General features: G+C 44.1%; 20 protein-coding genes. 6 read left to right on the forward strand and 14 right to left on the reverse strand.

What is annotated here, in order from left to right:
* Positions 1–17: 17 nt before the first annotated feature.
* The 9 genes from bamA to rpsB form a co-directional block, all read right to left on the reverse strand.
* Positions 18–2,495 (reverse strand): outer membrane protein assembly factor BamA, encoded by a 2,478-nt coding sequence (gene bamA / locus AC27HD_RS05615; protein WP_032094352.1) that lies wholly within the window; start codon positions 2,493–2,495, stop codon positions 18–20.
* A 58-nt stretch (positions 2,496–2,553) separates the two neighbouring features.
* A complete protein-coding gene (rseP, locus tag AC27HD_RS05620; RefSeq protein WP_487104345.1) occupies positions 2,554–3,906 on the reverse strand; it encodes a sigma E protease regulator RseP in 1,353 nt (450 codons plus the stop codon).
* Complete coding sequence (gene ispC, locus AC27HD_RS05625) at positions 3,900–5,087, reverse strand: 1-deoxy-D-xylulose-5-phosphate reductoisomerase (protein ID WP_487104347.1); 1,188 nt, start codon at positions 5,085–5,087, stop codon at positions 3,900–3,902. Before ispC ends, rseP begins: the two co-directional genes overlap by 7 nt.
* Positions 5,087–5,950 (reverse strand): phosphatidate cytidylyltransferase, encoded by an 864-nt coding sequence (locus tag AC27HD_RS05630; protein ID WP_487104349.1) that lies wholly within the window; start codon positions 5,948–5,950, stop codon positions 5,087–5,089. The genes ispC and AC27HD_RS05630 overlap by 1 nt, the downstream gene beginning before the upstream one ends.
* Before the next feature lie 54 nt (positions 5,951–6,004).
* A complete protein-coding gene (gene uppS / locus AC27HD_RS05635; RefSeq protein WP_487104351.1) occupies positions 6,005–6,787 on the reverse strand; it encodes a polyprenyl diphosphate synthase in 783 nt (260 codons plus the stop codon).
* 9 nt (positions 6,788–6,796) lie between these two features.
* Positions 6,797–7,354, reverse strand: a complete 558-nt coding sequence (gene frr / locus AC27HD_RS05640) for a ribosome recycling factor (RefSeq protein WP_032094348.1) — start codon at positions 7,352–7,354, stop codon at positions 6,797–6,799.
* A gap of 21 nt (positions 7,355–7,375) precedes the next feature.
* Positions 7,376–8,116, reverse strand: a complete 741-nt coding sequence (pyrH, locus tag AC27HD_RS05645; protein WP_032094347.1) for a UMP kinase — start codon at positions 8,114–8,116, stop codon at positions 7,376–7,378.
* A 305-nt stretch (positions 8,117–8,421) separates the two neighbouring features.
* The gene (gene tsf, locus AC27HD_RS05650; RefSeq protein ID WP_269517598.1) at positions 8,422–9,294 is read right to left on the reverse strand and encodes a translation elongation factor Ts; all 873 of its coding nucleotides are present in this window, start codon (positions 9,292–9,294) and stop codon (positions 8,422–8,424) included.
* A gap of 113 nt (positions 9,295–9,407) precedes the next feature.
* Positions 9,408–10,139: a 30S ribosomal protein S2 gene (gene rpsB / locus AC27HD_RS05655; protein WP_032094345.1), complete on the reverse strand. Its 732-nt coding sequence runs from the start codon at positions 10,137–10,139 to the stop codon at positions 9,408–9,410.
* Positions 10,140–10,498: 359 nt separating this feature from the next.
* On the opposite strand from rpsB, the gene map reads away from it, so the two are divergent.
* The 3 genes from map (at position 10,499) to dapD (ending at position 15,058) form a co-directional block, all read left to right on the forward strand.
* Positions 10,499–11,293, forward strand: a complete 795-nt coding sequence (gene map / locus AC27HD_RS05660) for a type I methionyl aminopeptidase (protein ID WP_163105209.1) — start codon at positions 10,499–10,501, stop codon at positions 11,291–11,293.
* A gap of 292 nt (positions 11,294–11,585) precedes the next feature.
* Positions 11,586–14,237, forward strand: a complete 2,652-nt coding sequence (gene glnD / locus AC27HD_RS05665; protein WP_487104355.1) for a [protein-PII] uridylyltransferase — start codon at positions 11,586–11,588, stop codon at positions 14,235–14,237.
* Positions 14,234–15,058, forward strand: a complete 825-nt coding sequence (gene dapD, locus AC27HD_RS05670; RefSeq protein WP_032094342.1) for a 2,3,4,5-tetrahydropyridine-2,6-dicarboxylate N-succinyltransferase — start codon at positions 14,234–14,236, stop codon at positions 15,056–15,058. The genes glnD and dapD overlap by 4 nt, the downstream gene beginning before the upstream one ends.
* A 155-nt stretch (positions 15,059–15,213) precedes the next feature.
* Here the strand turns inward: dapD and AC27HD_RS05675 are convergent, their stop codons facing one another.
* The 3 genes from AC27HD_RS05675 to AC27HD_RS05685 are packed head-to-tail and all read right to left on the reverse strand — an operon-like array spanning position 15,214 to position 16,871.
* Entirely contained in the window at positions 15,214–15,663 is a 450-nt protein-coding gene (locus AC27HD_RS05675) for a flavodoxin domain-containing protein (protein ID WP_032094341.1), read from the reverse strand.
* 40 nt (positions 15,664–15,703) lie between these two features.
* Positions 15,704–16,501, reverse strand: coding sequence for a pseudouridine synthase (locus AC27HD_RS05680; RefSeq protein ID WP_487104358.1), 798 nt, complete (start codon positions 16,499–16,501; stop codon positions 15,704–15,706).
* Positions 16,502–16,553: 52 nt separating this feature from the next.
* Complete coding sequence (locus AC27HD_RS05685; RefSeq protein WP_487104360.1) at positions 16,554–16,871, reverse strand: YqcC family protein; 318 nt, start codon at positions 16,869–16,871, stop codon at positions 16,554–16,556.
* Between the two features lie 350 nt (positions 16,872–17,221).
* Here AC27HD_RS05685 and AC27HD_RS05690 point away from each other — a divergent pair, with 350 nt between their 5' ends.
* The 3 genes from AC27HD_RS05690 (at position 17,222) to AC27HD_RS05700 (ending at position 20,121) form a co-directional block, all read left to right on the forward strand.
* Positions 17,222–18,280, forward strand: a complete 1,059-nt coding sequence (locus AC27HD_RS05690; RefSeq protein ID WP_487104362.1) for a DUF3549 family protein — start codon at positions 17,222–17,224, stop codon at positions 18,278–18,280.
* Between the two features lies 1 nt (position 18,281).
* Positions 18,282–18,584 carry a DUF3301 domain-containing protein gene (locus AC27HD_RS05695; protein ID WP_487104364.1) on the forward strand — a complete coding sequence of 101 codons (303 nt, stop codon included), beginning with the start codon at positions 18,282–18,284 and terminating at the stop codon, positions 18,582–18,584.
* 979 nt (positions 18,585–19,563) lie between these two features.
* Positions 19,564–20,121 carry a hypothetical protein gene (locus tag AC27HD_RS05700; protein ID WP_487104366.1) on the forward strand — a complete coding sequence of 186 codons (558 nt, stop codon included), beginning with the start codon at positions 19,564–19,566 and terminating at the stop codon, positions 20,119–20,121.
* A gap of 146 nt (positions 20,122–20,267) precedes the next feature.
* Here AC27HD_RS05700 and AC27HD_RS05705 read toward each other — a convergent pair whose 3' ends face one another.
* Positions 20,268–20,915, reverse strand: coding sequence for a GNAT family N-acetyltransferase (locus tag AC27HD_RS05705; protein WP_487104368.1), 648 nt, complete (start codon positions 20,913–20,915; stop codon positions 20,268–20,270).
* Positions 20,916–21,080: 165 nt separating this feature from the next.
* Positions 21,081–21,446 (reverse strand): DUF3192 domain-containing protein, encoded by a 366-nt coding sequence (locus AC27HD_RS05710; protein ID WP_487104370.1) that lies wholly within the window; start codon positions 21,444–21,446, stop codon positions 21,081–21,083.
* Between the last annotated feature and the right edge of the window lie 352 nt (positions 21,447–21,798).

Genomic DNA, 21,798 nt, shown 5'->3' on the forward strand with positions numbered 1-21,798 from the left:
TCTAATTAAAAACGTATCTAAAAAGTTTGACCAATGTTGAAAGTGAAGAATCTCGCATCATCACCATCACGCTCTTGGATCATTCTAGAGAAGCTGAATACCATTGGCCCCATGGGAGAAACCCACTGAACCGATAAACCTGCCGAACTACGATACAGAGTCCAGTCTGAATAGTCCAATAGCTCACCCTGCTGATTCGGGCTAACGTTCAACTGTCTGAATCTTTCGTAATCGAATTCAGTATCCCATACGTTACCCACATCCACAAACAAACTTGTTCTTACCGAGTTGTCCATGTCAGCTTCAACAAACGGTGTTGGAACAATAAGCTCAATACCACCGAGTGCCATTGCGTTACCACCTAGACTTTGTCTAGACCACGATATAACCGCGTCAGCCGGATCCGTTGGGAACGCTTCGCCGTCTGGGCCTATTATATTACCAGGTGACGATACCAGTAAACCTCTTGGGCCAACGGTGTTGTTTTCAAACCCACGTAGTGAGTCTGCACCACCCGCGGTGAAGTTTTCTGTGAACGGAAGAATTTGTTCATTGCCGTTTATGTCGCCATAGCCGTTTCCGTACCCTAAGCGAACTCGAGCTAAGAAAGACCAACGATTATTACGCGACAGTGGAAAATACCACTTACCATCAAACACAGATTTAAAGTATGTTACATCAGAGTTAGGCGTTGTAGCACTAAATGAAGCGCGCTGCGATGAACCTGCAGTTGGGAACAAGCCACGGTTTAAGGTAACTCTGCTCCAACTCACACTTGCAAGGTAGCTGTCATATTTTACCGCTGCATCTGGATCGTTTCCATCTGGGAATTGATTGTAGAAGCGTTCGGTTTGCTCGTAGAAACCACGGTTAAATAGTTCAACATTGCTATAGGTTAGACCGAAGTTAATACGGTTTACTTCGTTTATCGGGTAACCAATATTTGCACCAATAGACCAGCGCTTCGAGTTGTACTGGATAACGTTAAAGTCTGAACCATCAAATTCGCTGTAACCAATACTTCCACCTAAACTGATACCGTCGATGGTGAAGTAAGGGTCGTTATAGGTTATTTGCGCTGACTTCTGATAAGAAACCGTGCTTAGGTTAAGGCCTACGCGTTTACCAGTACCTAGGAAGTTATCCTGCTGAATACCCGCTTGCAGACTCAATTTCGTTCTGTCGCCGTAACCGATACCCGCGTTAAATGAACCAGAAGGCTGCTCTTTAACGTTGAAGTTAACGTCTACTTTATCTTCTGAGCCAGGAATTCGTACTGTTTCAAACTCTACATTTTCCATGTAAGTAAGACGAGATAGCTGGCTTTTTGACACCTCAAGCTGGCTATTTGACAACCACGTGCCTTCCATCTGACTTACATTTTGGCGCAGTACGTCATCGGCGGTAACTACGTTTCCGTTAAATTTAATACGGTTAACGTAGATGCGCTTGCCCGGGTCGACAGACAATGTCAGTTTCACCGTTTTGTCTTCATCGTTAATATCAGGCACGGTAGTTACCGTTGGATAGGCATAGCCAAATCGCCCGAGGTACTTACTGATGAATTCTTCTGTGTAAGTCACTTCACCTTGGTTATAAAGCTCACCAGGTGTTAACGGCAGTACACGCTCAATATATTCTTCGTGTCCGAGAACATCACCCACAAGCTCTACTTCTGAAATGGTGTATTGCTCACCTTCAGACACGTTCATGGCTACGTAGATACCGCTTTTCTCTGGTGTCATAGACACCTGCGTTGAATCTACATTGAAGCGCAGGTAACCACGGTCGAGGTAGTGGTTGCGCAACGATTCCATATCACCTTGCAGTGTTTGCTGCTGATAACGGGTTTCAGATAAGAAATCCCACCAAGGGGTGTCGTATTGAAGTTCAAACGACTCCATCAACTCTTCATCTGAAAACAGCTCGTTTCCAACAATGTTAATTTGTTCTATTTCCGCTGCGTCCCCTTCTTCGAAAAGAAGCTTTAGATCCACACGATTACGCGGTAGAGGCGTAATAATGGCGGTAACGTCAGCGTTATATTTACCGATACTGTAGAAGAAATCCTTAAGGCCATTCTCAATAGAGGTTAATACGGTTTTGTCTAGGGGTTCACCAATCCTTATTCCATTTCCATCTAAGCTTTCTTGCAGCTGCTCATCTTTGATGTCGTCATTGTCTTCAAAAATGATATTACTGATGGTTGGACGTTCAGACACGCGCACAACGAGTGTGTTGCCATCCCTCAATATCTCAACGTTTTCAAAGTGAGTTGAAGAATATAACGAACGGATAAGCTGAGTTACACGGAATGTATTTAGCTCATCACCTACTTGCACAGGCAAGTAAGTTAACGCCGCACCAAGTGCTACACGTTGTAAACCTTCAACACGAATGTCTTGTACTACGAATTCACTGTTTTGCGCCGCAGCATTGGCAAAGCTAGCACTGGAAAGAATAACTCCGGCTGCTACTAACTGTTTTAACTTCATCTATTTTTCTTTTCCTGGCCGCGTTTCATATTTGCTGTTTTGTACTTCCTGATATTCATCAGGTTATGCGAGCAATATCGTTAAAAATAGCGATACCCATAATCATAAACAGAAGCACGCCACCTATTCGGTAACCCCATTCTTGCACCGCTTCGGGCACAGGCTTGCCAGTGATCCATTCAACGATAAAAAACATCAAATGACCACCATCAAGCATGGGCAGGGGTAATAAATTTATAATGCCTAAATTTACGCTTATTAAGGCTAGAAAACTCAAGAAGTATGCAAGCCCATAACCAGCGCTTGTACCTGCTCCTTGAGCAATTGAGATAGGCCCACTCAAATTTTTAACTGACACATCGCCAGTGAGTAATTTGCCTATCATTTCGACACTGAGTGTCATTAAGCGCCATGTTTTATCTAGCGCTGTCCCAATAGCCTCTATAATGCCATATTGATGCGTAAACACATACCCCTCTGGCCAAGACTCAAACGTTGGGCTCACGCCAAGATACCCACTTTGCCCTTGTGGTGTATCACGGCGCGCTATCGTGGCACGTAGCGTCTGTTGCTGTCCATCCCGTTCAATAGCAAGAGATATAACCTCTCCAGGACTTTCAACAACTTCATCAACTAACGCATTCCACGATGCAAGCTTATTACCATTAAGTGCAACGATTTTATCACCTGGCAAAAGCCCCGCTTCCTTCGCTGCACTATCATCGCCTACAAAACCAACGGTTAAAGTTGGATTTGGGCGAAATGGCGTCAATCCTAAGCTGCTTAAAGGAGACTCGATATCTGGGTCAAAGTTCCAAGTATCCAGTGTAAATGTGAGTTCTTTTTCAGTATTCGATGAATTTCTAACGGTAACTAGGGTATTGTCACCGCCAATATTTGACACTAGCTCTAAGTTAACAGCTTCCCAATCTGGCGTGTTTCGCCCGTCAATATTGATAATTTCATCACCAGGTTGCACACCTGCCAAGTGAGCAATACTGTCAGGCTCTACCGCTTTAACGATTGGTTTAACCGTCTCTAGACCTACTATGTACATTAGCCAGAGCGCAAAAAACGCAAATATAAAATTAACGCCTGGGCCCGCAGCAATTATGGCCATACGTTGCAATACGGTTTTGTTGTTAAAGGCTTTATTCTCAAGTTCAGGTGGGACATCGTCAATTCGCCCATCAAGCATTCGCACGTATCCGCCAAGTGGGATCATGGCAATCACATATTCTGTACCTGACTTACTCAACTTGCGCCAAATCGGCTTGCCAAAGCCTATGGAAAAACGCTCTACCTGCACTCCACATTTTCGCGCCACATAAAAGTGACCCCATTCGTGAACGGCAACAAGAATACCGAGAGCAAGAATGAATGCACCTAGACTCCAAAAAAATGCTAGCACTGAAATTTACCTCGAATTAATTCGTTCGCTTTGGTTCTAGCCAATGCGTCTTGCTCCAATATCTGCTGAATAGACGTCATCTCCACCATAGACAGCGCATTGAGTGTCGCCTCGTTGACTTTTGCAATATCACAAAAAGCAATTTGCCCCTCTAGGAAATGCGCTACTGCAACTTCATTGGCTGCATTTAAGCTGGTCGTTGCACACTGCCCTTCTTGACAAGCGTCTATTGCCAACTTCAAATTTGGATATCGTTCAAAGCACGGCGTGTGGAAGCTGAAGTCGGCTAAGCTTTTGAAATCTAGCGGCTTGACACCAGCATCGATTCGCTGGGGATGTGCTAAGCCATAAGCAATGGGCGTGCGCATATCCGGATTCCCCATTTGGGCAATCACCGAACCATCAACGTACTGCACCATTGAGTGAATAATGCTTTGCGGGTGAATAACAACATCAATATCGCTGGCATTGACACCGAATAGCCAACATACCTCAATAAACTCAAGCCCCTTATTCATCATGGTGGCTGAATCGATAGTAATCTTTCTGCCCATGGACCAATTAGGGTGAGTTGCAGCCTCATCGATAGTAATGCTACCAAAGGAGTCTAACGCTCGCTCTCTAAACGGTCCGCCAGAGCCAGTAAGCAATATTTTTGCAATACCGGAGCCCGCTAAATCGCCATAGGTATAATCATGGGGTAGGCATTGAAAAATAGCGTTGTGTTCACTATCAATAGGCAAAATTTGCGCGCCGCTTTTATTCGCCGCATCGATAAAGAGCGCACCGGACATAACCAATGCTTCTTTATTGGCAAGCAATACGCGCTTTCCCGCTTTTACTGCGGCCATGGTGGGCAACAAACCTGCAGCACCAACAATTGCCGCCATTACAGCATCTACTTCTGGCGCGCTTGAAACATCTTCTAAGGCCTGCTGGCCGCATAGAATTTCTGCTTCAACATTATGTTGCTTAGCTAGATGTAAAGCATCGTCGTAATATGCAGGGTCAGCAATGACCACGTAACGGGGCGAGCATTTATTCGCCTGCTCCATAAGCAAAGATAACTGCGTGTTGCCGGTGATAGCAAAAATGCGATATTTGTCTGGGTGGCGGTTAATAACATCAAGTGTATTGCAACCAATGGAGCCTGTGGCCCCTAATACCGTTACCGTCTCCATTACGCCATCCAAGTAACATAGCAAAACGCGAAAACAGGAAACGCAGCAGTTAAGCTGTCAATACGGTCTAAGACTCCACCATGCCCAGGTAAAATCTTGCCACTGTCTTTAATGCCCGCACAACGCTTTAGCATGCTCTCGTTAAGATCGCCTAACGCTGATACTGCCACCGTAACTCCGCCGATTGCAAGGTGAAGCCAGATACGCGACGGTTCAACTTGGTAATGCAGTGCGGCAAAGGCAATAATAGCAAACGACGCAGCAATACCACCTAATAAGCCTTCTAAGCTTTTACCCGGTGATACGTTAGGACGCAATTTATGACGACCGAACTTAACGCCCACAAAAAACGCGCCAATGTCAGCAGCCCACACAATACCCAATACATAAAAGATAAGTGAGGCGCCATAGAAAGGGTCTACATCGTGCAAGCTTGTGCGAAGCGCGATCACCGCAACCCATGTAGGAATGAGAGTAAGTAAACCGAATACCGTTCGTACCACCCTGCTATCGCGCCAAAATTTAGAATACTTTGGATAGGCAAGCACCATTGCCAATGACGCAATCCACCACACAGCAGCCACGCTGAGAATACCCGTATACAGGCTGTGCAATTGCCCTTGGTACCAGATAACACTGGCATCAACAATAAACGAAAGCACTATACAAATAGCAAATGCACCTGCCATAAAGAGCAGTTTTTTAGGTCTTTCACAGACACCCGCCATGGCTGCCCATTCGTAAGCACCGATACCTACAACGCCCGCTATAGCAATTTCAAACCAGAATATTGGTAAGAATAGAATGGCGTACAGTGCAAGTGGCGCAAGAATTAATGCGGTTATTATTCGTTGTTTTAGCATAATTTGCCCTTGGCTTTTCTATTCAGGACGAGTCCGATAATCGCCTGAGTAAACCTAATCATCGGAAACGATAACCTGCTCACCGGTGAGACCAAAACGACGTTGACGTACATTAAAATCGTCTACAGCGAGCTGAAATACATCTTCGTTGAAGTCTGGCCACAGTACATCGGTGAAATAAAGCTCAGCGTAAGCGCATTGCCATAACAGGAAATTACTTATGCGGTGCTCGCCACCAGTTCTGATAAGGAGGTCTAATTCGGGTAGGTTTGCAGTAGAGGTATGTGCAGTAAAAATCGCTTCGTCGATATCGCTTGCGTGTAATTTACCCCCTTTCACTTGATTAGCTAATTGCTGAGCAGCATTAACGATATCCCAACGCCCGCCGTAGTTTGCTGCAATATTAAGCACTAGGTCGGCATTGTCTTTGGTCATCTCTTCGGCTTTGCGAATTTTGTCTACCAACTTTGTGTCAAAGGCACTTAAATCGCCAATGACTTGAAGCCGAACGCCGTTTTTGTGCAGTCGCTTTGCCTCACTGTTAAGTACGAGGTTAAACAACTCCATCAACACGCTCACTTCCTCTTCTGGTCGCTTCCAGTTTTCGCTGGAAAAGGCAAACAGTGTGAGTGATTCAATGGCGTTTTGCCTAGCAAACCGCACTACAGAACGAACAGACTCAACACCTGCTTTGTGACCAAAAGTACGAATCTTCCCTTTCTTTTGCGCCCATCGACCGTTGCCATCCATAATGATAGCCACGTGTTTAGGGCCAGCAACTGGTGCTGGCCCTATTACGTTAGTCTTTTTGGCTGCGTTTAAACGCTTTCCAATCATGATACTAACTTATACTTCCATGAGTTCTTTTTCTTTGTCAGCAAGCATGCTGTCAACTTTCTTAATAATCTCATTAGTGATTGTCTGAATGTTCTCTTCAGCAGCGCGACTTTCGTCTTCACTAATTTCTTTTTCTTTAAGTAAATCTTTGATGTCGCCATTCGCATCACGACGAATGTTTCGAATAGCAACACGTCCGCCTTCCGCTTCGTTGCGCACAACGCGGATAAGATCTTTTCTTCGCTCTTCCGTTAATGGTGGAAGAGGAATACGAATAGAACCACCTGCACTCATTGGGTTTAATCCCAAGTCAGACTGCATGATTGCTTTTTCAACGGCTTGGATAGCTGATTTATCGAAAACCGTTAGCGCTAGCGTACGGCTATCTTCTGCAATAACGTTTGCAACCTGCTTCAGCGGTGTATCTACGCCATAGTATGGCACCATGATACCGTCAAGCAGACTTGGGTGTGCACGCCCAGTGCGTATCTTGCTAAACTGGCCTTTCAGGGCAACAACACTTTTTTCCATGCGCTCTTGCGCATCTAATTCAATTTCATCAATCACGATTATATGTCCTATGTTTCTTTATTTATCATTGCCAGCGTGGCTGATTATCGTGCCTTCTTTTTCGCCCATCACTACGCGTTTAAGACAACCAGGCTTATTCATATTGAAAACGCGAATTGGGAGGCTGTGGTCACGTGCTAGGGTAAATGCTGACAAATCCATTACTTTTAGTTCCTTGTCCAATACCTCATTATAACTGAGTTGGTCGTACAAGGTAGCGTCTGGATTCTTAACCGGGTCATCGCTGTAAACACCGTCAACCTTTGTTGCTTTCAACACGGCGTCAGCTTCAATCTCGATGCCACGTAAACACGCCGCAGAGTCTGTTGTGAAAAACGGATTGCCTGTACCAGCTGAGAAGATAACGACTCTCCCCGATTTTAGCAGACTAATAGCCTCGGCCCAGTTGTAAGCATCACATACGCCATTCAATGGAATAGCTGACATCATACGTGCGTTAACAAATGCTCTGTGCAACGCGTCACGCATCGCCAAGCCATTCATCACCGTAGCGAGCATACCCATGTGGTCGCCAACAACACGATTCATACCTGCTTTCGCTAAACCTTCGCCGCGAAATAAGTTACCGCCACCAATTACAAGACCCACTTGAACGCCTAGTTCAACCAACTCTTTAATTTCTTGTGCCATTCTATCAAGCACTTTAGGGTCTATACCAAACCCTTCTTCACCCATAAGGGCTTCACCGCTTAATTTTAATAGAATGCGTCGATATGCTGATTTTGGTGTGATACTCATTATTCGATATGTCCTCGTAAACCCGGTTTGTGCTATACATTTTAACGACATGCAACTGCATGAAAAAATATAGAACAAATCGCTTTAGCTCATTTTGATATGTTTATGCATTTGCATAAGTGGTTTTGTTGCATACTACTTACCATTACCCTACTAACCATTACCACTGCGCTTATCATTACAGCGACGACTCACACTATCGCGAAACCGCAGTAATAGAAAGAGATTCGGCTATAAAAAAGCACCTCCGAAGAGGTGCTTTTAGTTTATCTGACATTCACTGAATGCAAAAGAAAAACGCTCAATTATTTCTTGGCCGCTTCCATTTGCGCAGCTACTTCTGCCGCGAAATCTTCAGTTTTCTTCTCGATACCTTCACCTACTTCGAAACGTACGAAGTTGATAACATCAGCGTTGTTGTTCTTTAGAAGTTCAGCAACGGTGATAGACGGATCTTTAACGAAAGGTTGGCCAGTAAGACTCACTTCACCAGTGAACTTCTTCATGCGACCAGCAACCATTTTCTCAGCGATGTCAGCTGGCTTACCAGACTGCATTGCGATATCGATTTGAATTTCTTTCTCTTTCTCAACAACTTCAGCCGGAACGTTTTCAGGCTTAACGTACTGCGGGCTTGCAGCTGCAACGTGCATACACACGTCTTTAGCTAGCTCTTCGCTGCCGCTAGTAAGAATAGAGATAACACCGATACGACCACCGTGAACGTAACCACCAAGCGTGTCACCTTCAACGTTGATCACGCGGCGTGGAGAAATATTTTCACCAATTTTCGCTACAAGCGTGTCGCGAGCGTCGCTAACTTTAACGCCGTTCATTTCTGCGTCGTTAAGCGCTTCGATGTCGTTAATGTTGTTCGCAGATGCGACTTCTAGTAAGTCGTTACCGAACTTAAGGAAGCTTTCATCACGTGCTACGAAGTCAGTTTCGCAGTTAAGCTCAAGCATAGTCGCACGACCACCTTCAACTTTAGTAAGGATTACACCTTCAGCTGCGATACGGCCTGCTTTTTTAGCTGCCTTTGCTTGACCTGATTTACGCATGTTCTCGATGGCTAGTTCAATATCGCCATCCGTCTCAACCAGGGCTTTTTTACAATCCAGCATACCTGCGCCTGTACGTTCGCGCAGTTCTTTAACTAGTGCTGCAGTCACTGCCATTTTTCAATTCCTCAGCAATAAATATAAATTCGTTAGGTAAAAGGGGCGACTCGCCCCTCTCATTACGTTTCGCAATATGTCACCACCTTTTACAAGGCAGCGAGCAGTCAGAATTACTCTGCCGCTTCTACGAAATCGTCTTGCTCAGCTTGTACTTCAAGGTTGCTTTCGCGACCTGAGTTAATAGCGTCTGCAGCAGCGTCCAAGTAAAGTTGGATAGCACGGATAGCATCGTCGTTACCAGGAATGATGTAATCAACACCATCTGGGTTAGAGTTAGTATCTACAACACCAACAACAGGGATACCAAGGTTACGTGCTTCTGTAACTGCAATGTGCTCGTGGTCTGCATCTACAACAAAGATCGCGTCTGGAAGACCACCCATGTTTTTGATACCACCAAGGCTGTTTTCAAGCTTATCCATTTCACGCTGAAGCATAAGCGCTTCTTTTTTGGTTAGCTTTTCAAACGTACCGTCTTGGCTCTTTTGCTCAAGCTCTTTCAAACGCTTGATTGATTGACGCACTGTTTTCCAGTTAGTCAACATACCACCTAACCAACGCTTGTTTACGTAGAACTGGTCGCATTTTACTGCAGCATCTTTGATTGCATCGCCAGCGGCACGTTTTGTACCAACGAAAAGGATTTTACCTTTCTTCGACGAAACACCTGAGATGTAGTTCAACGCGTTGTTGAAAAGTGGAACTGTTTTTTCAAGGTTGATGATATGAACTTTATTACGAGCACCAAAGATGTAAGGTTTCATCTTTGGGTTCCAGTAACGAGTTTGGTGACCGAAATGCACACCGGCTTTCAGCATGTCACGCATAGAAACATTAGCCATTTTATTTTCCTCTTGGGGTTAGGCCTCCATATACCCCTTGTATCGATCCTTGCCAACGCTAGTTAGCTTGGACACCCCGATAACAAGTGTCGGTATATGTGTGTTTTAATAAAAGAATATACCCTCTAACGTGCGGCTTTTTTCGCAAAGAAAAATAGGCTTTCCGTCAGGGCGCGCGCTTTATACCATAACCACAGTTCACTCTCAAGTTTTGAGCCCATATTCAGGGGCATTTCCTCTCTTCAATTTTTCTTTCTTTAAACTGTCTCTTTGTGCTCTTGCTTATCCAAAAGCGGTCTTATTGGTGATATACTGCGTAGAATATTGTCATTAACTAAACACGACTATTGAGAGGCGTTGTGGCAGCAATTATCAAATCCCCTGATGAAATCGAAAAAATGCGCGTGGCTGGAAAACTAGCGGCAGACGTATTAACCATGATCACTCCCCATGTAAAAAAAGGAGTAACGACGGATGAACTCAATACGCTATGTCATGAGTACATCGTCAATGAGCAGCAGGCTATTCCTGCTCCGTTGAATTACGGTCAACCGCCTTTTCCAAAGTCTGTATGTACGTCGGTTAATCACTGTATTTGTCACGGCATACCTTCGGACAAAAAGCTGAAAGACGGCGATATTATTAATATCGACGTTACCGTTATTAAAGACGGCTATCACGGCGATACATCAAAAATGTTTGTCGTGGGTAAGCCTACTATTCTAGCGGAGCGTTTAATTCGCGTAACGCAAGAGTCGCTATATAAGGCAATTGAGCAGGTTAAGCCCGGCATGCGTTTAGGCGATATTGGTCATATATGCCAAACCCATGCAGAGGCGCATAACTATTCAATTGTGAGAGAATATTGTGGCCACGGTATTGGCTCGAGCTTCCATGAAGAACCGCAAATTGTACATTACGGCAAGCCGGGGACAGGTGAAGAACTTGTACCAGGCATGTGTTTTACCATTGAACCTATGGTGAATGCTGGTAAACGCTATTCAAAAGTTCTTCCAGACCAATGGACCGTAGTGACTAAAGACAGGAGCCTGAGTGCGCAGTGGGAACACACTTTATTGGTGACTGAAGACGGTGTCGAAGTGCTAACACTTCGCGATGAAGAAACCCTTCCGCGTACCATTTCTCACAGCTAATCAAGGTTGCCGTTCATTTTTAAGCGCTATCCCTTGCAGCCGCGCCACCCATTGCTATAAATTCTGTAGCAATGGCTAGCGCGGCTTTATACAAACTTCACGCATAACCTCTTTCACTCACTCGTCCTGTTAATGTCATGCCCTCCCTATCTCTACCTATCGCTAACGCTATAACATTTTTCCATAAATATTCACAATTTAACCTAAAATATGCATTTATTCACAGGTGCGAATTGATATTAATTCATGATAAAGTCAGGGGTGTTTGTTAGACGTCCGAAAAAGGTGCAATTTGACGCTCCAATCTCTTATTCAAGAAATCGATACCATAGGTGCTGTTGATGACGTTCCTACTATTAAGGCCTGTGTAGAAAAAAGCTACGAATGGATAACTCAATCTTTTGATAGCACTCCAGTAAATCAGCTGGTTACCGGAAGAGCGCACTTTGTTGACGCACTTCTTTGCCACCTTTGGAAATTATTCGGCTTAGATGCGGTTAACGACCTGTCACTTTGCGCTGTTGGTGGCTATGGCCGCGGTCATCTTCAACCTCACTCAGACATCGACTTGCTTATTGTAAGTAAAAAGAAGCTCAGTGCTGATGCTCAAGAGAAAGTAGGTCTCTTCATCACCTTACTGTGGGATATCAAGCTTGATGTAGGACAGTCGGTAAGAACCTTAAAAGAAACGGTGAAGCTAGCAAAAGACGATATCACCATTGCCACTAACCTTGTGGAAAGTCGCTTACTAATTGGAAGCGAAGAAACGTTTGAAAAACTCTGGGAAGAGGCTAACGGCAGAAACTCTTGGAGCAGCAAGGCCTTTTTCTCTGCAAAATACGATGAACAGAAAAGGCGTCACGCAAAGTTTAACGGCACTGCCTATAACCTTGAACCGAATATTAAAGAAAACCCCGGCTGTTTGCGTGATATTCAATCGATTGGTTGGGTGGCCAAAAAGCACTTTAAAGAATATGACGGCTGGAATTTAGTTGGTCACGGTTACTTTACGGAGCAAGAGCACAGCGAGTTAATAGCCTGTCGGATGCACCTTTGGAAAATGCGCTGCGCACTACATTTAGTTGCTCAACGAAGCGAAAACCGCCTTCTGTTTGACTATCAGCCCGATGTGGCAGAAATGATGGGATATGGCGAAGAAGGCAAGTCATCTGTAGAGAAGATGATGCGTGATTTTTTCCGCACAGTGGCAAGAGTGACCGAACTCAATCAAATGCTGCTTCAGCGTTTTAAGTACGATATGTTGAATCAAAGCGTTCAGCACAGCGCCATCATCAATGAAGACTTTGAATTACTCGACTATATGATATCGCCACGCCACGAGCGCGTGTTCTCTAATCCTGAGGCCATTCTCGACTTTCTAAATTTAGTGACGAATACCCCGGAAGTAAAAGGCCTCAGTACCATATGCATTCGACAGCTGCGCAATGCGCACAGAGAGTTTGAAAGTGATTACTACGTAGAGCGACCTGCATGTCGTGAAAAGTTCATGATGTTAATGAAGCAACCAGACTTCTTCAACTTCGGCTGGGACATCATGCATCAATACGGCATTATTCAAGCCTATTTGCCTGAATGGGATACCATTGTGGGTATGATGCAGTTCGATTTGTTTCATGCCTATACCGTTGACGAGCACACGCACAGACTCGTTAAACAGGTCAATTACTTCTTCTCGAAAGAAAATAAAGATTTTCCTCGATGCGGGCGCATTTGTCGCAACCTCGATAAACCAGAAGTACTGTATATTGCCGCAATCTTTCACGATATTGCTAAAGGTCGAAATGGCGATCATTCTAAACTTGGCGCAAAAGATGTCGCCACGTTTTGCGAGCTTCATAATGTGCCCTCAGATGATGCCGAAATGATAGCCTGGTTAGTAGAGAATCACCTGCTGATGTCGGTGGTGGCTCAACGACGAGACATTTACGATCCGGATGTGATCAGTGAGTTTGCAGGGGCTATTCGAAGCCACAATCATTTAAACTTACTATATACGCTAACCCTTGCTGATATTCGTGCTACCAATGACAATTTGTGGAACGACTGGAAAGCCTCATTGCTCAGAGAGCTATACTTGATGACGCAAAAAGCACTAGATAATGGCTTGCAGTGTCAGGTAACCCTTAATGAACGCGTTGCAACACATAAACACCAAGCACGACAGATATTGCAAGAGCGCGCCGTTGATCCGATATCCGTTGATGCGCTTTGGGCACGATTAGACGACGATTACTTTGTGCGCTTTAAACCCACTCAAGTTGCGTGGCATACAGAAGAAATTATTACGGCACAAGATGACTGGCTTACTCCAGACAACGAGGCCTTACTTGTTCGGGCGAACGACAACAGCGCTAAAGGTGGCACTGAGTTGTTCGTTTATGGTAAAGACAGAAAGGCCCTGTTTGCACAGGTTGCCTCGGTACTTGATAGCAGAAACTGCTCAATTCACGATGCCCACGTTACCGTTACTCGAGACGGTTACGTATTCGACAGTATGATAGTTCTTGAAAATGATGGCACTCGCCTTTCATCCGACTCTCGTATTTCGTCGCTAGAAAAGGCAGTATCAACACAACTTGAAAAACCAGGGCGTTCTCACGAAAACAAGCGCAAACTGCCTCGTCAAATGCGACAATTAGACGTACCAACTAAAGTGCGCTTTTTCAACTTACACGACGAAGCCACTCTGGTTGAGCTTGAAGCACTGGACGCGCCCGGCATTTTGGCTAAAATTGGCCACGCGTTTGTCGACACCAATATGACATTAAAACTTGCTAAAATAGCCACTATTGGCGAACGCGCCGAAGACATTTTCATCGTCAGCAACGAGGCTGGCACCGCATTAACCCAAGAACAACAAGTCAGCTTGAAGAAGCAGATTTTGTTTAAACTCGACCAACTTGAAGATATTACAATACCATGAATGAATTGAAATCCATTATTGAAGACGCCTTCGAAAATCGCGATGCCATCAGCCCAAATGAAGCACCTGATGAGGTAAGAAATGCCGTTGCAGAAGCTATCTCATTACTGAATAGCGGCAAAGCTCGAGTAGCAGAGAAAATTGCTGGGGAATGGGTAGTTCACCAGTGGTTGAAAAAAGCGGTATTGCTTTTCTTCCGTTTGCATAACAACGAAATGATTGACGGTGCCGAGAGCAAATACTTTGATAAAGTGCCTCTTAAGTATACCAACTACACCAACGAGCAATTCGTTGCTGACGGTGCGCGTATTGTGCCGCCAGCGGCAGTTCGTACTGGTACCTTTGTGGGTAAAAATGCGGTGGTAATGCCATCGTACGTCAACATTGGTGCATTTGTGGATGAAGGCACAATGGTTGATACATGGGCAACCGTTGGTTCATGTGCACAAATTGGTAAGAACGTTCACCTTTCTGGTGGCGTAGGCATCGGCGGCGTGTTGGAGCCATTGCAAGCAAACCCAACCATCATCGAAGACAACTGCTTCATCGGAGCCCGCTCTGAAATTGTTGAGGGCGTTATTGTTGAAGAAGGTGCGGTAATTTCTATGGGTGTGTATATTGGTCAAAGTACTCGTATATACGACCGTGAAACAGGGGAAATTCACTACGGCCGAGTTCCAGCAGGATCGGTAGTGGTTTCAGGAAACCTGCCAAGTGCTGACGGCAAATATAGCCTTTACGCTGCTATTATCGTGAAAAAAGTAGACGCGAAAACCCGTGCGAAAGTTGGCATTAATGCACTTTTACGCGGCGTTGAATAACACACCTAGTTATTGCGAAAGCAGAGCTGGTGCTAAAGCAGAGCTAGTACTAAAGCTAAGCTAAGAATATCGAACTACAAATAAAAATGGCGCTAACCAGTTAGCGCCATTTTTTTATTTTTACGACCTTGCATTTGTTAAAGGCCCATCTAATTTTATGCGATTAGCTTGTCTTTAATACTGTTCACCCAATCGATTACGTCTTTTTCTGGCTCCAACGTCTCCATTGCATCTACTTCGAGAAGTTCTGCCGCTGGCGTTCCCTGAAGCTCTACTAATAAAGCCTGAAACTGTTTGCCTGCGCCACAAAAACTCTCACCATAACTGCTGTCACCTAGTGCAGCTACTGCAAAGGGCTTATCTTTTAGCAGTGGTGAATCGTCTTTTAAGTCTGAAAATACAAACTCTAAATTAGGCGGGATATCCCCTTGCCCAGTGGTAGACGTAATAACTAATATTGCATCCGCATCAGTAAAATCTTCAACTGATGGATCGCTCTCTAGCTCGCAATCAACACCCTGCTCGGCCAAATTCTCTTCTACCTGCTCGGCCACATGCTGAGCATTTCCATATACTGTGCCCGCAATTATCTTCAAAGTACCCATTACTACCCCTGCTATTTATTTTCTGCGATGTCGTATGCTTTTACGAAGGAACAACGCGAAAGTTTTCTAAATGGCGTACAAATGTCGCCATTTCATGATGAAGTTCTGATGATATTGTCATCCATCTGCCTGATGAAGGATGATGAAATCCCATTGACGTACAGTTTAAGGCCAAATTATTAAAACTAAAGTGCGATTTAGCGAATTTATTCTGCTTTCCGTCGCCATGCGTGGTATCGCCAATAATTGGGTGACGAATATGAACCAAATGTCGACGAAGTTGATGCTTCCTCCCCGTGCTTGGCGTAAGTTTTACTAGCGAATAGCGAGCGCTCTGATATTTTCCTACCGGCTCGGGCACTTCATAGCTTGCCAAGGATTCGTAGGTGGTGGTTGCCATTTGCGCAGGTTGCTGCGGGCGCTTGTGTTTATCTGCAATTTTATCGTACTTGTACTTGAGCGCATAATCGATAAGCCCAGTGTTGTAAACGAACCCTCTTACAACGGCATGATAGGTTTTATGCACTTGTTTTTGCATCATTTGCTGACCAAGCTGCGCCGCCATGCGCCCATCGAAGGCAAATAACAGTACGCCGGATGTTGGCCGGTCTAATCGATGAGCAGGGAATACGTGCTTACCGAGCTGATCTCTTAAAGTTTGTACGGCAAAAACGGTTTCATGTTTGTCGATAGGACTTCGATGAACCAAAAGACCAGGAGGCTTTTCAATGGCAACAATATCCTCATCTTGATACAAAACCTTCAAAGGACCGGCCAGTGACCTTGGCTGCTCAACCATGTGCTTCGATGAGGGCTTATCGACTGCTTCATTGTTCATTGCAAGAACGCCATTTGAATTGTTCCGTGTGCTAGTTTGTGTAGTCGTCCCATTAGTTCGAATTCGCTTTGCTCGAGAGCCCATCAATCGTTTTAAGCTGGTCGAGAATAGCTGGAGGGGCTGAGGTAAAATACTGCTCAGCGGCCGGTGTGATGCTCATATTTGGTATAGGCATTTGAGCACTGAGGATATGTCTCATTTTAGGAATAAAGACGTAAGCCAACCAGCTTTCAAATCCCATGGTGTCTAAAGCAAATGGTACTTGGCTGCGCAACGCCGTTTCAGAAGGCATAGCTTCAGTAGGATTAGTAATCGGCCAAAGCCCTTCATTGTCCATCAACAAAACGAGTGTCTCTATTGCTGAGGCCATATTTTGATAGACCTGATTTACCATTAACTCACTACCAACGAATGCTCAAAAATATATCGCGAAATTATATCAGGCTAATCAGAACCCTGTCACTGCTGTATTCGTCACTGTGTGCATGTCTGAGTGCGTAATATCTGTGATAAACTAATAGCATTAGAAGCTTCTAGGCTCGTATTAGCGATACATGTTCGAGAAACACATATAGAAAAGCGACGCTGGCCATGCACGCTTGTGTGCAATCCTGTTCTTTTCAGCGTAATGAAAACGTGTATTTAGAAAAAGTCTATTCAGGCACACAATTATGAGCAAAAAGCTCACGTGGATAAATTTGTAGTATTTAGGATGTTTTGATGAGCGCAGACACAATTAATTCAATCAGTGAATTCTTATTACACGCTGGTACTGAATACAAGGTATTCGATATTGGTCGCAGATTGACAATCATTGATAATCAATCATTCTTAGATATTGAAAGTGGCAATGCCTACGCTCCCCTCCCGCGCCAACAGCACGCATGGTTTGGTATTGTTTTTTGGAACAAGCAAAGCTCGAGTGAACATTATATTTGGTTTGTAAAGCTACCTATTGATGAACAAGGCTTAGTAGTCACAGCCGCCCGTAATCATTTTCTTGATATTATTGTCGATGCGTTGGGTCAGTCCATAATAGAGGATACTGAAAAGGCACAGACACTGCCTGATAACCCCTACTCGTTTGTTCCCAATCAAGCGTTGCTGGCTCAGTTTAATGCGTTAGTTAAACACTCATTATCGCAGCCCCTTAGCGATGAAGCCAAACAAGTTGAGGCTTACATTCAAGCGCCACAGTTAGTGGATTGGCAGCAACTGTCTATGCAAAGTGTGGCGGATTTTGCATTTTCTCTACCTACCCACAGTCATCGGAATAGGTTGGAAGAAGCGTTTGTAAACAATGTAAGTTTGTATTCTGACGTATTTTTGAATACGTTTATGGAAATGCTCGAGTACGTACCTCTGTCAAAACCTGTCGAGACGTTCGTGTTACAACGCTTTTTTCAAAAAGCGCAGTACGATGATATTAACCTCGCTGCACTGCGTTCCCTTTCAAGCAATGAGTTTGATCAGCAGCTTCACTGTGAACTCAAGAGTATTTTAAATAAAGACATTTCAATGCGACTTGACGTGCTAAGCGTTATAGCCGCTCGTCACTATGAGCAAATGGACAATGAGTTGTTAGCCTTGTTTTTAACACAAGCAGCAAAGGCAGATGAAAGTGAAGGTCATGCAGGAGCTTTGTTTTCTGGGTTCTTCTCTGACTTAGTTCAAGTTCCGAAGTTGCGCCGTCAAGTACTTACCCTATTACGCTCACCCGACCGTCCGGCCGTATTAGCCAAAGCCTTTAATCAACTTTTTGCGCAAACGGGGAAGTAGTATGACACTTTTAGAGCTTTCCCTATGGTTGGCAATTGGCTTTATCAGTTATCAATTCTGGCGAATAAGAGGCATATCAGAAAGCACTAATACCTACTTAAAACAGTACTGTGATAAACACCAACTTCAATTATTGAGTGTTGCGCGAGCTAAAACACGTCTCTCGTTTAAACTCGGAAAGCCCGATTGGAATAGTGTGTTTATGTTTGAATTTTCAAGCAATGGTGAAGATAGATACAGCGGAGAGGTAGAGTTGGTAGGAAGCCGCGTCATACGCACCGAGGTTCCACCCCATCGCGTTTAATAAAAAAGGGGGAAGTCATCAGACTTCCCCCTTTTTCGTAATTTTGAGCATCCCTCTCTGCGATCCTTTGCGACTAAAATCTTCCCGATCAGAATCCGTCTTCGCCCCTTTCCATCTTGTCTCACAATACCCTTTGTGAGCTACCCGTCCGTGCGTAGGTCCCTTTCCATTGTTCCCTTCTTTACTGCAAATCCATTCTGCAGTATTCCTCATCCTGAGGCTGTCCGTGTCAGACTCCGCTGACGTTCCTTATCCATTGTTTTATAGTCCTTTTGACTACACATCCTGCTGTAGCCCGCTCATTCCCTAAGCGCTCCCTGCTTATAGCATCCTTGTTTACATCCTTGCTTTACAACCTTGTACAATCGTCCCTGACTCATCCTTTCTAGCAATGCAGAAGAAGCATCCTGTTCTCTGCCCACATCCAATTGTGAATCCTTTTTGCGAGATGTCCCTATCCTTCATCCCTTAAGCACGTCCTGTAATTAGCATCCTTGTCTTGTCCATTTCCTTTTTCTCACTTCATGTGAGAGTCTCATCCTTAAGTTGTCCTAGGTCATCCTTGCAAATCATCCTGACTCATCGTGTTTCCCTGTGACGTGCTAAATAATATAATCTTTAAATATTACCGCTATACGAAATTACAAAGTTTTAAGGAGTGATCTTCTACAACTTTTGGATAAAAACTAAAAAGCCTATAAAAATCAAACGCTTTATACTTTAGTCTAAAGATTTACCATATAAAAAAAGGCGGAAAACTCACAGATTTTGTAGGAGATATCTCACACTTGCCTGAGCAATTGGTGAGGTGGGTGGATGGCGTTCAGAAATTCGAAGTATATATTTCGTTCGAATATTTCAATATGGTTATTGATAGAGGCGCAACTCACCATCGACTATTTGCCACGTTCTACTTTGCTAATGCGAATTAACACTCTATTGTAGTCTTACTATAAGGTTCATTCCTGAGAAAGATCGTATGGCAACTCACTTCATTTTTACAAGAAAGCAGCGCTCTTCCGCGTTACTGCTTGTTTTTAATGCTGGCGTGGCGCTTGTTTTATACGAGGCAGCACATCGATATCTTCCAAATTTTACAAGCGATAGCACTGCACTCAATGAACTTTTTGATGTGCTGGATATCGCCATTTGGTTTATTGAAGCTACTTTGCTTGGGTTGGCATTATGGTTTTGGTGTAAAAATAAAGAGGTTAGAGTTTGTGTGTCATCCACTAAACTGTCCTACTTCGACCCTACCTTCAGTGATATCAGTTGGCAGGTAAACATTGATGACATTACACAGTTAAAGCAAATCAGTGACACAAGGCATCATATTTCTAATTTCATTGTGTTGAAAAGTGGAGAGAAGAAGCAGCTTATGTATCACAATTATCGCGGCTTTAACCGACACGCTTTTTTCGAAGCACTTGCAGTAGCTAACCCAAGTATCATTCTTCCGGATCACCCAAATCGTTACAAAATACAAAGGCCCTCATGGGCTAAACGAATTCGAAAAAAGTTTGGATTAAAAGACTAGGGCACACTAGTTTCGGGGACACATCAGAAAGCATAAAAGATGTCGCCGGTTCGTTCGCAACGAACTATCATCTCTGCATTTACGTAAGCGCATCGCTATACGAGTATTTGCTGCTGAGAAAGTTGCATGTCAGAGCGATCTGGCTATCACTTAGCTCTGAACATCACCGACCCATTAACATGAGATAAAGATAAATCACCAACAACACTGTATTTGTCATCGCCAAAAAAGGATTTATGCTTTTCAATGGTCACGAATACCGCAATACCTGCGCTTTTAGCGTCTTCTTCAACCACGCTGTCAATTGCGCCAAGTAGAATATGACCTAAACCGTGTTCTTGATAATCAGGATGCACAGCAATGAAGCTAAGCATGTGAAAATTCTCTGCTGGAACCAGGGTTCGTACTTTTTCTTCCTTTTCCAGCATTTGCTTCGTTCCGAAAAGCCCAGCGGTAAGCAACATACGAAGTCGCCAGTGCCAATATCGCCCTGCACCAAATGCCGCATCAGGAGCAGTAAGGCACGCTACTGCAATTAAACGTTCAGCATCAAACAGCCCTATCATGGGCTGCTCTGCAACCCAAAACGCATTAAGCTCTTCTCGGATAGCCGAGCGCAACCGACTCTCATAACCTTCTTTTTCTGCTTGGAAAATTTCCAAAAACAGAGGGTCATCCACATAAGCGTTATAAAGGATAGATGCCGCGATTTTTAAATCATCAACGCCAAGATAAATGGCTTTAACCGTATCGGCTGATGGAGCAAGAACAGCCTCATTTGATTCGATATCCATGAGTGGGCCTCCGTGTAGGCTTATATCTAAGTTCGCGTTTGAAAAAATGACCACTGAAGATACGGTTCACGCAAATTCAAATAGCGATAACTCATACGCTGTAGAACTGATTAATGATTAGACTACGCGAAAACCCAGCACCTGTTAACTTTTTATTAACAAATTTTAATGCATTAGGTTGTAGGCACTGTCTCCCCAACCCGCAAGGTTTCCGTTTCTAAATACCAGTGGTGTACATTCGTCCTTTGTTGTTACACCATCACCCATTGTTTTTTGAGTACGGTAATACAGTACGCGGTATGTGCCATCTGCTTTTTCAAAAAGTTCGTTGAAGTCGGCGACTCCCATCTTTCTCAATACCGTTTCATAGCCAACCCCAACCTCAAGATTAGCGATATGTTTACGATTATTGAACTCTCTGTCTTCCCAATCTGAACCGTAGTGACTATCAGAGCCCCCTCCAACAGAAACAACACAGCCAGAAAGTAGTAATGAAGACGCAACAGCGACAGAAAGAATGAGTGTTTTCATGTATATTCCTTAATTATTATTTGATTTATTTAGGGCGTCTTGACTATTGCTATTCAAACTTTGGTCAAAATGGTCAACACGCCTGCGCCGTTGCTGAGTTGTTACACCATTAGATGGCAAACTTTACAAGGCACAAACTTAGCGAGTAACAATCAAAAATAGCGCCAAAACGTAAGACTCTGTTTTTATTATATTTATTGAAAACGCCAAATACTAAATACCTTAACAATTAGTGGATAAGGCAAATTATTAGTCTTTTTAACATTTTACCTTTGCGCCGAAGGTAAGTTTGATATGCCTTGCAGTACTTTGAGTAATGAATATAAAGACTGATTATAAGTACGATGCTTAA

This window comes from Alteromonas sp. 4NS20-0143 (assembly GCF_057542855.1).

Coding starts and splice junctions, on each gene's coding strand:
- bamA (WP_032094352.1), bottom strand. CDS start 2,495: ATGAAGTTAAAACAGTTAGTAGCAGCCGGAGTTATTCTTTCCAGTGCT.
- ispC (WP_487104347.1), bottom strand. CDS start 5,087: ATGGAGACGGTAACGGTATTAGGGGCCACAGGCTCCATTGGTTGCAAT.
- AC27HD_RS05630 (WP_487104349.1), bottom strand. CDS start 5,950: ATGCTAAAACAACGAATAATAACCGCATTAATTCTTGCGCCACTTGCA.
- uppS (WP_487104351.1), bottom strand. CDS start 6,787: ATGATTGGAAAGCGTTTAAACGCAGCCAAAAAGACTAACGTAATAGGG.
- pyrH (WP_032094347.1), bottom strand. CDS start 8,116: ATGAGTATCACACCAAAATCAGCATATCGACGCATTCTATTAAAATTA.
- tsf (WP_269517598.1), bottom strand. CDS start 9,294: ATGGCAGTGACTGCAGCACTAGTTAAAGAACTGCGCGAACGTACAGGC.
- rpsB (WP_032094345.1), bottom strand. CDS start 10,139: ATGGCTAATGTTTCTATGCGTGACATGCTGAAAGCCGGTGTGCATTTC.
- dapD (WP_032094342.1), top strand. CDS start 14,234: ATGAATGAATTGAAATCCATTATTGAAGACGCCTTCGAAAATCGCGAT.
- AC27HD_RS05675 (WP_032094341.1), bottom strand. CDS start 15,663: ATGGGTACTTTGAAGATAATTGCGGGCACAGTATATGGAAATGCTCAG.
- AC27HD_RS05680 (WP_487104358.1), bottom strand. CDS start 16,501: ATGAACAATGAAGCAGTCGATAAGCCCTCATCGAAGCACATGGTTGAG.
- AC27HD_RS05685 (WP_487104360.1), bottom strand. CDS start 16,871: ATGGCCTCAGCAATAGAGACACTCGTTTTGTTGATGGACAATGAAGGG.
- AC27HD_RS05690 (WP_487104362.1), top strand. CDS start 17,222: ATGAGCGCAGACACAATTAATTCAATCAGTGAATTCTTATTACACGCT.
- AC27HD_RS05695 (WP_487104364.1), top strand. CDS start 18,282: ATGACACTTTTAGAGCTTTCCCTATGGTTGGCAATTGGCTTTATCAGT.
- AC27HD_RS05700 (WP_487104366.1), top strand. CDS start 19,564: ATGGCAACTCACTTCATTTTTACAAGAAAGCAGCGCTCTTCCGCGTTA.
- AC27HD_RS05705 (WP_487104368.1), bottom strand. CDS start 20,915: ATGGATATCGAATCAAATGAGGCTGTTCTTGCTCCATCAGCCGATACG.
- AC27HD_RS05710 (WP_487104370.1), bottom strand. CDS start 21,446: ATGAAAACACTCATTCTTTCTGTCGCTGTTGCGTCTTCATTACTACTT.